This is a genomic window from Corynebacterium sp. (assembly GCF_012838985.1).
Classification (GTDB): domain Bacteria; phylum Actinomycetota; class Actinomycetes; order Mycobacteriales; family Mycobacteriaceae; genus Corynebacterium.
In genome coordinates this window covers 1-12,450 of the sequence record NZ_DUOE01000209.1, presented here as the reverse complement: position 1 = coordinate 12,450, position 12,450 = coordinate 1, and the positions used below count along the sequence as shown (strand labels likewise).

At 69.4% G+C, this 12,450-nt stretch carries 13 protein-coding genes; 5 read left to right on the top strand and 8 right to left on the bottom strand.

Going from position 1 to position 12,450, the window contains the following annotated elements; all coding sequences use genetic code 11:
* From GXZ33_RS11800 to rimP, 4 genes are all read right to left on the bottom strand, one after another.
* The coding region (locus GXZ33_RS11800) for a translation initiation factor IF-2 N-terminal domain-containing protein (protein ID WP_291341337.1) at positions 1-362 on the bottom strand (362 nt) is incomplete at its 3' end.
* Between the two features lie 111 nt (positions 363-473).
* Entirely contained in the window at positions 474-794 is a 321-nt protein-coding gene (locus GXZ33_RS11795) for a YlxR family protein (protein ID WP_291341335.1), read from the bottom strand.
* 97 nt (positions 795-891) lie between these two features.
* A complete protein-coding gene (nusA, locus tag GXZ33_RS11790) occupies positions 892-1,884 on the bottom strand; it encodes a transcription termination factor NusA (RefSeq protein ID WP_291341333.1) in 993 nt (330 codons plus the stop codon).
* Positions 1,881-2,435 (bottom strand): ribosome maturation factor RimP, encoded by a 555-nt coding sequence (rimP, locus tag GXZ33_RS11785; protein ID WP_291341332.1) that lies wholly within the window; start codon positions 2,433-2,435, stop codon positions 1,881-1,883. Before rimP ends, nusA begins: the two co-directional genes overlap by 4 nt.
* A gap of 33 nt (positions 2,436-2,468) precedes the next feature.
* Between rimP and GXZ33_RS11780 the strand changes: the two genes are divergently transcribed.
* A complete protein-coding gene (locus tag GXZ33_RS11780) occupies positions 2,469-3,176 on the top strand; it encodes a hypothetical protein (protein WP_291341330.1) in 708 nt (235 codons plus the stop codon).
* A gap of 19 nt (positions 3,177-3,195) precedes the next feature.
* Positions 3,196-5,127, top strand: a complete 1,932-nt coding sequence (locus GXZ33_RS11775; protein ID WP_291341328.1) for an MMPL family transporter — start codon at positions 3,196-3,198, stop codon at positions 5,125-5,127.
* Here the strand turns inward: GXZ33_RS11775 and GXZ33_RS11770 are convergent.
* Both GXZ33_RS11770 and GXZ33_RS11765 read right to left on the bottom strand, forming a co-directional pair.
* On the bottom strand, positions 5,124-5,639 hold the full coding sequence (locus GXZ33_RS11770) for a GNAT family N-acetyltransferase (protein ID WP_291341326.1): 516 nt from the start codon (positions 5,637-5,639) through the stop codon (positions 5,124-5,126). The two genes, GXZ33_RS11775 and GXZ33_RS11770, sit on opposite strands and share 4 nt — an antisense overlap.
* A gap of 4 nt (positions 5,640-5,643) precedes the next feature.
* Positions 5,644-7,383 carry a proline--tRNA ligase gene (locus tag GXZ33_RS11765; RefSeq protein ID WP_291341325.1) on the bottom strand — a complete coding sequence of 580 codons (1,740 nt, stop codon included), beginning with the start codon at positions 7,381-7,383 and terminating at the stop codon, positions 5,644-5,646.
* Between the two features lie 32 nt (positions 7,384-7,415).
* Between GXZ33_RS11765 and yaaA the strand changes: the two genes are divergently transcribed.
* On the top strand, positions 7,416-8,117 hold the full coding sequence (yaaA, locus tag GXZ33_RS11760; protein ID WP_291341324.1) for a peroxide stress protein YaaA: 702 nt from the start codon (positions 7,416-7,418) through the stop codon (positions 8,115-8,117).
* 8 nt (positions 8,118-8,125) lie between these two features.
* A complete protein-coding gene (locus tag GXZ33_RS11755; RefSeq protein ID WP_291341323.1) occupies positions 8,126-9,136 on the top strand; it encodes a S66 peptidase family protein in 1,011 nt (336 codons plus the stop codon).
* Here the strand turns inward: GXZ33_RS11755 and GXZ33_RS11750 are convergent.
* Positions 9,133-10,371: a multidrug effflux MFS transporter gene (locus tag GXZ33_RS11750; RefSeq protein WP_291341322.1), complete on the bottom strand. Its 1,239-nt coding sequence runs from the start codon at positions 10,369-10,371 to the stop codon at positions 9,133-9,135. The genes GXZ33_RS11755 and GXZ33_RS11750 overlap by 4 nt on opposite strands.
* Positions 10,372-10,480: 109 nt before the next feature.
* Here GXZ33_RS11750 and GXZ33_RS11745 point away from each other — a divergent pair, with 109 nt between their 5' ends.
* Positions 10,481-11,785 (top strand): protein adenylyltransferase SelO family protein, encoded by a 1,305-nt coding sequence (locus GXZ33_RS11745; RefSeq protein ID WP_291341319.1) that lies wholly within the window; start codon positions 10,481-10,483, stop codon positions 11,783-11,785.
* Between the two features lie 116 nt (positions 11,786-11,901).
* On the opposite strand, the gene GXZ33_RS11740 is transcribed toward GXZ33_RS11745, so the two are convergent.
* On the bottom strand, positions 11,902-12,450 hold a 549-nt coding region (locus GXZ33_RS11740), incomplete at its 5' end, for a VOC family protein (protein ID WP_291341318.1).

Sequence of the window (12,450 nt, the reverse complement as noted above, 5' to 3'; positions counted from 1 at the left end):
GGGGCGGCAGCAGCGGCCGGCTTCGGTGCCGCCGGCTTGGGTGCTGCCGGCTTCGGGGCAGCAGCGGGCTTGGGTGCTGCCGGCTTCGGGGCAGCGGCCGCCGGCTTGGGGGCAGCCGGCTTGGGTGCGCCACCCGGCTTGGGGCCGGGCTTCGGGGCACCTGCGGACGGCTTGGCGGCAGGCTTGGCTGCACCGCCGTCCTTCTTCTCGTAGAGCGCTTCCATCTTGCGGACCACCGGCGGTTCGACGGTGGACGAAGCGGTCTTCACGAACTCGCCCTGCTCCTTGAGCGTGGCGAGCAGTTCCTTGCTGGTTACGCCGAGCCTCTTTGCGAGCTCGTGTACGCGTAGCTTTCCGGGCACTTTACTCCTCTTGTTGTTACCAGAGATCGAGCGTCAAGCCCCGGAAAGGGAACTCGACCTCTAGATGATGTCTGTGACTTTCATCGCTGATGCTTCATCGTGCTGTGCTCATCAGTGTTCGGTCTTTCTTGTGATGTCGGGTCCGGCAGCGGTTGCTGCGAGGTACGTACGCACGTGACCTGTGTCCAGGCTTGTCCCGGACACCCGGAACGCCCGCCCGAAGGCGCGGCGTTGTTCCGCCAGCTCGAGTGCAGTGACGTCAGGGGTGATCCACGCTCCCCGACCGGGGAGCCTCCGGCCCGGATCCGCCAGGAGGCGGGTCGGGTCCCGGGGATCAAGAACCACCCGGAGCAGCTCGATGTCGGGCTTTCGCTCACGGGTGGCGATGCAGGTACGGACGCGGATCTCGCGGGGTGCGCGGGTCTGCGTCATTCGTCTCCTACTCAGGTGCTGATCATCGACGGCACATGGGCCATCGAACAGTTTACTCTATTTTCACCTGAATTTGAACTCCCTGCCGTGAAGAGACTCAGTTGATGTCCGAGTGGATGTCGATCTTCCAGCCGGTGAGACGCGCCGCGAGGCGGGCGTTCTGGCCCTCGCGGCCGATGGCGAGGGAGAGCTGGTAGTCCGGCACGGTGACCTTCGCGGTCTGGGCCTCGGCGTCGATGATCTCGACGTTGACGACCTTGGACGGGGCGAGTGCGTTGCCGACGTAGGTGGCCGGGTCCTCGGACCAGTCGATGATGTCGATCTTCTCACCGCCGAGCTCGTTCATGATGTTGGTCACGCGCTGGCCGCGGGGACCGATGCAGGCGCCCTTCGCGTTGAGTCCCTTGACCTTTCCGGCGACGGAGACCTTGGAACGGTGGCCGGCCTCACGGGCGATGCCGAGGATCTCGACGGAACCGTCGGCGACCTCCGGGACCTCCAGCTCGAAGAGTCCGCGGACCAGCTCCGGGTGGGTGCGGGACAGGTTGACCTGCACGTTGCGGGGGCCCTTGTTCACGCCGACGATGTAGGCCTTGACGCGGTCGCCGTGCTTGAGCTTCTCGCCCGGGATCTGCTCGGCGGGCAGGAGGATGCCGTCCTGCGGGTCGGCCTCGGTGCCGAGCTGGACGATGACGATGCCGCGGGAGTTCGCGGTCTCGTCGTGCTGGACCACACCGGAGACGACGCGGCCCTCGAAGGCCTGGTACTCGTCGAAGAGTCGCACGTTCTCGGCCTCGCGGAGGCGCTTGACGATGGCGTCGCGCACGGCACCGGCGGCGATGCGGGCGAAGTTGCCCGGGGTGTCGTCGTACTCGGAGGTGGCCTCGCCGTTCTCGTCGAGCTCGGTGACCACGATGGCGACGGAGCCGGAGGCCTTGTCGATGTCGACGCGGGCCTCGTTGTTCTCCTCCTCGCCGCGGTACTCGCGGTAGGCGTGGATGAGTGCGCTGCCGATCGTCTGGAGCATGTCATCCACCGGGATGCCCTTGTCCTTCTCGATGGTGGTCAGCGCAGCCATGTCGATATTCACTTGTTGTCCTCCTGCCAGGTGAGAGCCTGGTCATAGTCAAGTCCGGTCAGCTCTGTCTCGGCCGCCGGGGGGTTCGAGAATTCAATTTCTACCACCGCGCGGGCGTTTTCCGAAAACTCGAGGATCCGCATCTCCAGGTCCTTCTTCACCGGACGGACCAGCACGACGGCCGTCTCGTCCGGGGAGAGGGCACCGACGCGCCAGGTCGACTTCTGTCCGTCCTCCATGAGTTCCACGAGGCGTCCGCGGTTGCGTCGCCAGTGGCGCGGCAGGGTGAGCGGGGCGTCGACGCCCGGGGTGGAGACCTCCAGCGTGTAGCCGGCGCCGAGGTTGACCTCGCCGCGTTCCTCGGCGGCGTCGAGAAGCGTGGAGACCTCCTGGGAGACCTGCTCCAGCAGGTCGAGGTCGGGGCGGATGTCGGAGTCGACGAAGATGCCGACGACCGACTTCCGGCCCGCGCGGGTCACCTTGACGCCCTCGATGTCGAGGCCGCACGACTCGGTGACGGGAGTGATGAGGGTGACAAGTTCTGCTTCGCCGGGGAATGCCATGCCACACACCCTATCGCGGGTAGGGTGTCGGCTGTGAACCGTCGTCTCGCTCCCCTGCTGCTCGTGCCGCTGCTGGCCTCCTGTTCGCTGGAGGACGTCGCCGAGTTCCTCGGTCCGCAGCCGAACCCCGAGGTGGCCGCGCTCGCCGACCGGGCGCACGCCGACGGTCGTGCCGCCCACGCCGCGGAGCTCGAGGCGGAGATCGCGCGTCTGTGCGGCACCCACGAGGACGGCTCGGTGCCTGCGTCGTGCGCCTACACGCCCTCCCCCGTGGAGCCGGGGGACTCCTTCCTGATCACGGTCGACGCCGTCGACGCCGTGCCCGCCGCGTCCCGCGACCTCGTCGCACGTCAGGCGGTGGAGCTCGCGGCGGAGGCCCCCGGGGAGCACACTCTCCTCCAGGCGGAGGCCGAGCAGGCGCGCGCGCTGCTGCGCGCGGAGTTCGCCACCCTCCACGGCCTCGAAGTCGCCCGCGCCTTCCACGAGGCGGACCTCATTGATCCGCTTATCGACGCCACCGGACACCGCATCACCCTCCTCCGCGAGGTCCTCGCCCCGACCGGTGAGGTGCCCGTCGCGGAGCCCGGCTACGAGCTGCGGGCGGGCGTGGACCCGGCCACCCCGGAGTTCGTGGCCCAGCTGGAGAAGGCCTCCGCCGACATGTGGCTCACCGCGGTCCGTGACGCGCAGGCCGACGGGTGGCGCGAGTGGCTGGCCAGCGCCGCCGCCACGACGAAATAACACCGCTACGCTGGGTGTGGTGAGTACCACCACTGCCCGGGCCTTCCGCTGGCTCGCCCTCCTGTTCATCGCCCTCGCGGGCGTCGCCATGTCCTTCGGGCCGGCGGACGCCCCTTCGGACCCGACCACCATGGCCCCCGACGACGTGGACTCCACGCAGGTCGCCCGGATCCTCCAGGAACGCCCCGGTGACAACGGCGGCGCCGCGCTGGTGCTGTTCAGCAGCGACGACCCCCTCGACCTGGCGGCCCTCGGACCGCGGGCCGCCGACCTCGGCGGGCCGCTGGTCCCCAACGGGGACATGACGGCCGCGCTCGTGCCGGTGGAGGTGTTCTCGGAGAGCCTGACGGAGAACTCCGAGAAGATCACCGAACTCCGCGAGCGGGCCTCCGCCGACCTGCCCGCCGGCGTCACCGCCCAGGTCACCGGCCCCGCCGCCATCGAGGGCGACCTCGCCGGCGTCTTCGCCGGCGCCAACGTCCTGCTCCTGGCGGTGACCGGTGTCATCGTGGCGGTCCTGCTCATCGTCACCTACCGCTCCCCTCTCCTGTGGATCCTGCCGCTGCTGGTCATCGGCCTGGCCGACCGCGTCGCCGCCACCGGTTACACCTGGGCGCTGGATGCCCTGGGTGCCGCCTGGAACGAGTCCACCGCGGGCATCCTCTCCGTCCTCGTCTTCGGCGCCGGCACCAACTACGCCCTCCTGCTCATCTCCCGCTACCGCGATGAGCTGCACCGCACGGAGGACCGTTTCGCGGCGATGGCCACCGCCTGGGGACCGACCGTGAAGACGATCTTCGCCTCCGCCACCACCGTCATCCTCGGCGTCGCCTGCCTGCTGCTCTCCGCCGTGCCCACCACCCGCGGCCTCGGTCTGGCCTCCATGTTCGGCATCGCCGTGGCGTTCCTCTTCGCCGTGTTCGTCCTGCCGGGCGTCCTGCTGCTTTTCGGCCGGTGGATCTTCTGGCCGCGGATCCCGCGCGTCGGCGACGAGGTCGACCACCGCTTCTGGGACCGCATCGGCGGCGTCGTGCGTGCGCGGCCGGCCCTGGTCACCGTCGTCTCCCTGCTCCTCCTCGGGGCCGCCGCCCTGGGCGCCCTGCAGATCCGCACCGGACTCACCCAGGCGGAGCAGTTCCTGGACACCCCGGAGTCCATCACCGCCGCCACCGTGCTGGAGGAGAAGTTCCCCGACCAGCAGGCCACCCCGGCGATCATCGCCACGCAGGAGCCGGAACGCGTCACCGCAGCCCTTGAGGAGGCAGGCAACAACGTCACCCCGCAGGAACCCGCCGGGCAATGGGACATCCTGCAGGTCAGCGGCGGTTCCACCGAGGAGCTGCGCGCCACGCTGGAGGGCACCGACGCGCTCGTCGGCGGTCAGGAGGCCGAGCTCCACGACACCGAGCAGTCCGCCGCCGCGGACCGCACCCTCATCTTCCCGGTGATCCTGCTCGTCCTGCTGGTGGCGCTGATGGTGCTGCTGCGTTCGGTCATGGCGCCGGTGATCATGACCGCGACGGTGCTGCTCACCAACATCGCGGCCCTGGGCCTGGGCTGGTGGATCTCCACCGGCGTCCTGGGCTTCTCCAGCTTCGACGCCCTCACCCCGCTGTACTCCTTCGTGTTCCTCGTGGCGCTGGGCATCGACTACTCGATCTTCCTCATCACCCGCGCCCGCGAGGAGGCCCGCACCCACGGCACGAAGGAGGGCGTCCTGCGCTCCCTGTCGGCCACCGGTGGCGTGATCACCTCGGCCGGTATCCTGCTGGCCGCCGTCTTCGCCGCCCTGGGCGTCCTGCCGCTGGTGGTGCTCGCGCAGGTGGGCATCGTCATCTTCATCGGTGTCCTGCTGGACACCCTGGTCGTGCGCACCATCCTCATCCCGGCGCTCGTGCAGCTGCTGGACGAGAAGTTCTGGTGGCCGGGCGGAGTCAAGCGGCGCGGCTAGGTGCGGCTGGGTGCGATCATCGCCACCCGCGGCACCACGTCGAGTCCCAGGGCCCGCTCCACCTCCCGGATGGTGCGCAGCCCCGGCTTCATCTCCTGCTCCCCCAGCACCCGGAAACCCAGCCGCCGGTAGAGCGGCCCGTTCCAGGGGACGTCGGCGAAGGTCGTGAGCGTCACCTCGGGCAGCCCCAGTTCCCCGGCACGGTCCAGGGCCCACCGCACCAGCTGGGTGCCCAGCCGCCGTCCGCGGTGCTCCGGGTCGACGGAGACCTGCTCGATGTGCAGGCCGTCGTCGAGAGGCATGAGCCACAGCCAGGCGGACAGCCGCCCGTCGGGGCGCCCCTCGTCGATGACGCGGATCTCCCCGTCTTCGACGGGTCCCCTCAGGTCCTCCACCGTCGGGGGCTCATCATCGGCGACGGCGTCCAGGCCCAGAGCGCGGAAAGGCTCCCCGGCGCGACGTTCCAGGTCCCGGATGGACGGGATGTCGCGCAGGAGAGCCTGTCGGTGCATGTGCCTAGCCGCGGATGAGCTCGACGAGCCGGGACACGGCCTCCCCGGCCGGGATCTCGAGGGTCTCGCCGCCGCGGATGCGCAGCTCCACCTTGCCGTCCGCGAAGGCGCGGCCGAGGATCAGGGCGAAGGGCATGCCGAGCAGCTCGGCGTCCTTGAACTTGACGCCGGGGCTGACCTTCGGGCGGTCGTCGAAAAGCACCTCGATGCCGGCGGCGTCGAGCTCCTCGACCATGCGGTCGCCGGCCTCCATGGCGGCGGCGTCCTTGTTGGCGACCACGACGTGCACCTGGTACGGCGCGACCTCGACCGGCCAGTTGAGGCCCTTGTCGTCGTGGCGCTGCTCCGCGAGGACGGCCATGAGGCGGGAGACGCCGATGCCGTAGGAGCCCATCGTCGGGATGGCGCGCTTGCCGTTCTCGTCGAGGATCTGCACGTCGAAGGCCTCGGTGTACTTGCGGCCGAGCTGGAAGATGTGGCCGATCTCGATGCCGCGCTGCAGGGTGAGGGTGCCCTGGCCCTCCGGTGCCGGATCGCCCTCGTGGATCTCGGCGGCCTCGATGAAGCCGTCGACCTCGAAGTCACGGCCGGCGACGAGGCCGACGACGTGGCGGTTGGGGGCGTCGGCGCCGGTGATCCAGGTGGTGCCCTTCACCACGCGCGGGTCGGCGAGCACGCGGACGCCGTTGGCGGCCAGGCCGCGGGGGCCGACGTAGCCGCGCACGAGGAACGGGTTCTTCCGGAAGTCGGCGTCCTCCGCCATCGCGACCTCGGACGGCTCGAGGGAGGCCTCGAGGCGCTTCATGTCGACCTCGCGGTCACCCGGGACGAGCACGCCGAGCAGCTCGGGCTCCTCGCCCGGCGCGGTGACCTTGACCACCACGCACTTGAGGGTGTCGGCGGCGGTGACGTCCAGGCCCTCGGAGTTGGCCCAGTCCACCAGGGTGGCGATGGTCTCGGAGTCCGGGGTGTCGTACTCCCGGGCCTCCGGCAGCCCCTCGACGGGCTTCTCGACGCCCGGCTGCGTCACCACGGCCTCCACGTTCGCGGCGTAGTCACCGTCAGTGGCGCGGACGAAGGTGTCCTCGCCGTTCGGGGAGATCGCGAGGAACTCCTCGGAGGCGGAGCCACCCATCGCGCCGGACGTGGCCTGGCAGATGGCGTAGGACAGGCCCAGGCGGTCGAAGATGCGCTGGTAGGCGGCGCGGTGGGCGGCGTAGGAGTCCTCGAGGCCCTGGTCGGACATGTCGAAGGAGTAGGAGTCCTTCATCACGAACTCGCGGCCGCGCAGGATGCCGGCGCGGGGACGGGCCTCATCGCGGTACTTGGTCTGGATCTGGTACAGCGTGACCGGGAAGTCCTTGTACGAGGAGTACAGGTCCTTGACGGTCGAGGTGAACATCTCCTCGTGCGTCGGGCCGAGCAGCATGTCGATGCCGCGGCGGTCCTGCAGGCGGAACAGGTCGTCGCCGTACTCGGTCCAGCGCTGGGTCGTCTCGTAGGGCTCACGCGGCAGCAGGGCCGGGAAGAGGAGCTCCTGGCCGCCGATGGCGTCCATCTCCTCGCGCACGACGTCCTCGATCTTGCGGAGGGTCCGCAGACCCAGGGGCAGCCAGGAGTACACACCGGGGGCGGCGCGACGGATGTAGCCGGCGCGGACGAGCAGCTTATGGCTGGGCACCTCGGCATCGGCGGGGTCTTCGCGGAGCGTGCGAAGGAACAGCGAGGAGAGACGTGTGATCATGGTGTGAGACTTTACCCGTTACCCTGTCCCACATGCTGATAGTGCTCCCTCCTTCCGAAACCAAGGCCCCCGGCGGGGACGGTCCCGCCCTCGATCTGGAGGGACTGGGCTTCCCGGCGCTCAACCCGGTGCGCTCCTCGCTCATCGACGATCTCTCGTCGCTGGAGGTCCCCACCGCGCTCGAGGTGCTGAAGATCTCGGAGAAGCTGCGCCCGGAGGCGGAGGCGAACCTGGAGCTGCGTTCCGCGCCGACGATGCCCGCGTTGCACCGCTACACCGGGGTGCTTTTCGACGCCCTCTCGGCCCCCACCCTCCCCGCCCGGGCGTGGGGGCGCCTCGCCGTCGGCTCCGCCCTCTTCGGCCTCGTCCGCGCCGGCGACCTCATCCCCCGTTACCGGCTCTCCGGCGGCACCCGGCTGCCGGATTCCCCGACCCTGCGTGCGCGGTGGGGCGGACTCATCACCGAGGCCCTGGCGGAGGAGGACTTCGTGGTGGACCTGCGCTCCGGCGCGTACCAGAACCTCGGCAGGGTCCCCGGCGCGGTGACCGTGCGCGTGGAGAAGGACGGCAAGGTGGTCAGCCACTTCAACAAGCACTACAAGGGCGAGCTGGCGAGGGTGCTCGCCATGTCGCCGGACACCCCCGAATCAGTCGCTGACGTGGCCGAGATCGCCCGGTCGGCGGGTATGGGGATCGGGGCGTTTTCTGGATTTCAGCTGACGTTGGTGGTGTAGTTGATGACATGGGTAACGAAGCTGACATAAGGAAGGTGGCCGTCCTCTCCCCCTCCAAGGCGGCCCCCGCTCTCGGTCCGGAGGTTCACGAGCAGGCCATGCGCCGGCTCCGTGAGGAGTTCGGACTGGAGCCCGTCGAGTACCCCACCACCCGCGAGTTCGAGTCCCTCCCCGAGGACCGGGCGCGTGACATCATGGCGGCGTTCACCGACCCGGAGATCGACGCGATCTTCACCACCCTGGGTGGCGACGACCAGGTCACCGTCATCCCCTTCCTCGACCCGGAGCTCATCGCGGCGAACCCGAAGCCCTTCTTCGGCTACAGCGACAACACGAACATCCTCAACCTGCTGCACAGCCTGGGCATCCGCGCCTTCCACGGCGGCAACACCCAGGTGCAGATCGGCGCCGGCCCCCACATCGACGAGATCACCGAGATCTCCCTGCGCGCCGCCCTCGAAGGCACCGGGGTCCTGGAGATCACCGATCCCGGCGAGTCCGAGGACCACGGCATCCTCTGGTCCGACCCCCTCGCCCTGGAGGTCAACGGCCTGCGTGAGTCCACCCGGCCGTGGCGCTGGGCCGGGCCCGCCCGTCGCGTGAGCGGCCCCACCTGGGGCGGCTGCTTCGAGGTGATCACCCAGATGTCGCTGGCCGACCGCATCCCGCGCGCCGAGGACCTCGAGGGGGCGGTCCTCATGCTCGAGGCCTCCCAGCGACTGACCAACACCCACGGCATCATGGAGATCGTCCGTGCGCTCGGTGAGGCGGACATCATCGCCGCAGCCGCCGGTGTCATGGTGGCCCGTCCCCCGTCACGCAGCCTCTTCCTGGCCGACTACCGCGACCGCGAGGACCAGTACGACGCGGTCATCGAACAGGTCACCCTGTACAACCCCGGGGCTGTCGTCGTGTGCGGCGTCCCCTTCGGCCACACCCGCCCGCAGTGGATCCTCCCCTACGGCGGCGAGGTCACCCTCGACGGCGAACAGCAGCGGGTCTGGGCCGACTACCGTTAGCTGGCCGCCTTCTCCCGGCGCAGCACCGCGGCACCGGTGTAGATGCCCACCGCGGCGATGATGGCGGTGGCGAGCATGACGGCGGTCATCGCGACCGGCTGAGACATGCCCGCCGCAGCGGCGAGGCCGACCAGCGGGGAGAGGATGCCGGCCATGACGAACTGGCCCGCACCCATGAAGGCGGAGGCCGATCCGGTGACGGTGCCCGCGCGGGAGATGGCCAGGGCGGAGTTGTTGGCGAAGTTGACGCCCATCGACGCGACGACGACGAAGAGTCCGACGAGGATGAACCAGCGGTTGGCGTCGAGAAGCGCGACGGTGACCAGGTACAGCGTGGCCAGCAGGAGGACGATGTTGCCCACCTTGGCCAGCGTCAGCGGGCCGACACGCTTGACGATGCGCGCGTTGGTCAGCGCCATGAGGAACAGACCCAGGGTGTTCGTGCCGAAGATGAAGGAGAACTGGACCGGGGTGAAGCCGTAGTGGTCCTGCAGGATGAACGGCGAGGCGGCGACGTAGGCGAACATCGTGGAGAAGGAGAAGATGAAGCCCAGGGTGAAGCCGACGTAGGCGCGGTCACGCAGCAGAGTGCCGATGGCGCGCATCAACGGGGCCATGCCACCGCTGGTGCGCTTCTCGGCGGGCAGGGACTCGGGGACGAAACGCCAGACGGCGAACGCCGCGATGAGGTTGAGCACGACGAGCAGCCAGAACACTCCACGCCAGCCGACCCCGTCGACGATGAGGCCACCGAGCACGGGGCCCATGACCGGTGCGACACCACCGAGCAGCATGAGCAGGGAGAACACGCGTGCCAGCTCCGGGCCCCGGGCCATGTCACCGGCGACGGCGCGGGCCAGGACGACCGCGGTGCCGGCGGCCAGACCCATGACGAAGCGGGCCGTGAAGATCACCCAGCCGACCGGCGCCAGGGCACTGGCGGCGGTGGCCAGGACCAGGAGCAGGGTGCCGCCGACGAAGAGTCCGCGCCTGCCCCGGGTGTCCGACAGCGGTCCGGTGACCAGCTGTCCGATGGCCATGCCGGCGAGGAAGAAGGTCAGCGTCAGCTGGGCGCCCGCCTGGGTGAGGTCGAGATCGCGGCCGAGCTGCGGCAGGCCGGACAGGTACATGTTGACGGACAACGGCTCGACGGCCGAGACGAACGCCAGGACACCCAGGATGATGGGCGGGATGAGTGCCTTTCTGCTGGGTGGTGTGGACACGGTGGTCGCCATTTCTCCTCCGGGATCGTTAGTGGAATCTTATTGACAATGGTTTTTGATTACTTGTCAACAACATAGCAGATAAACCCCGCGGGGTATAGTCCTGCGTACCCTGGGTCACATGAACGCCCCCCAGCTCGACCACCGCTTCGCCGACTCCTTCCCCGAGCTCGTCCACGCCGCACACGCCGAGGAACAGCCCGATCCGCAGCTCATCGTGCTCAACGAACCGCACGCCCGGGAACTCGGCCTCGATCCCGCGTGGCTCCGCTCCGGGGAGGGGATCCGGTTCCTTCTCGGCCGCGGCGGCAACCGCACCGTCGCCATGGGCTACGCCGGCCACCAGTTCGGCCAGTTCTCCCCGCGCCTCGGTGACGGACGCGCCCTCCTGCTCGGCGAGATCGACGGCCGCGACCTCCACACCAAGGGCACCGGCCCGACCGCCTTCTCCCGCGGCGGCGACGGCCGCGGCGCCCTCGGCCCCATGCTCCGCGAGTACCTGGTCTCCGAGGCGATGCACGCGCTCGGGGTCCCCACCACCCGCGGACTGGCGGTCATCTCCACCGGGCGGAAGATCATGCGCACCGGCACCGTCCCCGGTGCGGTCCTCGTGCGTACGGCGGCCAGCCACCTGCGCATCGGCACCGTGCAGTACGCCCGCATCACCGACACCGGGGACCTCACCGGGCGACTGTGCACCTACGCGCGCGAGCGCCACTACCCCGACCTCTCCACCCACGAGGAGTTCTTCGCCGCGGTCATGGACGCGCAGATCGCCACCGTCGCGCAGTGGATGCGCCTCGGCTTCATCCACGGCGTGATGAACACCGACAACACCACCCTGTCCGGCGAGACCATCGACTACGGCCCATGCGCCTTCCTCGACCGTTTCGACCCCTCCGCCTATTTCTCCTCCATCGACACCCACGGGCGCTACGCCTTCCGCAACCAGCCCGTCATCCTCGGCTGGAACCTCGCCCGCCTCGCCGAGGCGATGGTCCCGCTCATCGAGGTCGAGACCGCCCAGGAGATCATGAACTCCTTCCCCGAACGGTGGGAGAAGGCCCAGGCCGCGGAACTCACCCGCACCCTCGGCACCGACGACCCGGCCGTCCAGGAACGCTGGACCAGCATGCTCGAGGAGCACTCCCCCGACCTCACCGACACCCACCGCCTGCTCAACGACGACCCCGCCGCACTCCCCGGCGGCGACTGGAGCGGCCTCGAACCGATGGAGCACCCGTTCCACATCCCCCGCAACCATCTCCTCGACGCCGCCCTCCGGGCCGCCGAAGCCGGCGACCTCGCCCCGTTCCATGAGCTGCTGGCCGTGGTGACCGACCCCTTCACCGACCACGGGCCCGCTTTCCGGGGCCCGGCGCCGGAGGAGTTCAACGAGATGTTCCGCACCTTCTGCGGGACATAGGACAGCCCTGTCACGGGCGTACTCCCCTGCCCGCTCCGCGCCACGATCCTCCTGGGGATTCGCGGCCGCGGGAACACAGGCGGGTACCTCCGTGACAGAGGGCCCGGGAGTTCAGGCTAGAACTCGTCGATGACCAGTTTCTTCATGCCCAGCAGCTTCCCGTAGGCCCCCGGGCGGGACATGAGCTCGGCCATGGTGTCCGGCACGATCTGCCAGCTCACGCCGTAGCGGTCCTGCAGCCAGCCGCACTGCTCGGCCGCCGTGACGGCGGAGAGTCCGTTCCACAGCCGGTCGATCTCCTCCTGACCGTCCGCGTTGACCATGAGGGACAGTCCCGGGGTGAAGCTGAAGGGCTGCTCCACGGCGGAGTCCATCGCCGTGAGCCACTCACCGTACAGCTGGAACTCGGAGAACATGACCTTGCCCGAGTGGGATCCCCCGTCGGGGTAGGTGACGCGGGTGCCCACCCGGGCACCGGGGAACAGTGCCACGTAGTCGTCGACGGCCTGCCGCGCCTGCCCGCCGAACATGAGGTTCGGGACGATGTAGGGGCGCGGCTCGCCCGCCGGGTCGGTGAGCATGAGCTGCCAGTTCACGCCGTAGCGGTCGGCCACCCACCCGTAGTGCTCCGAGAAGTCGTAGGAGTCCAGCGGCATGAGGACGAT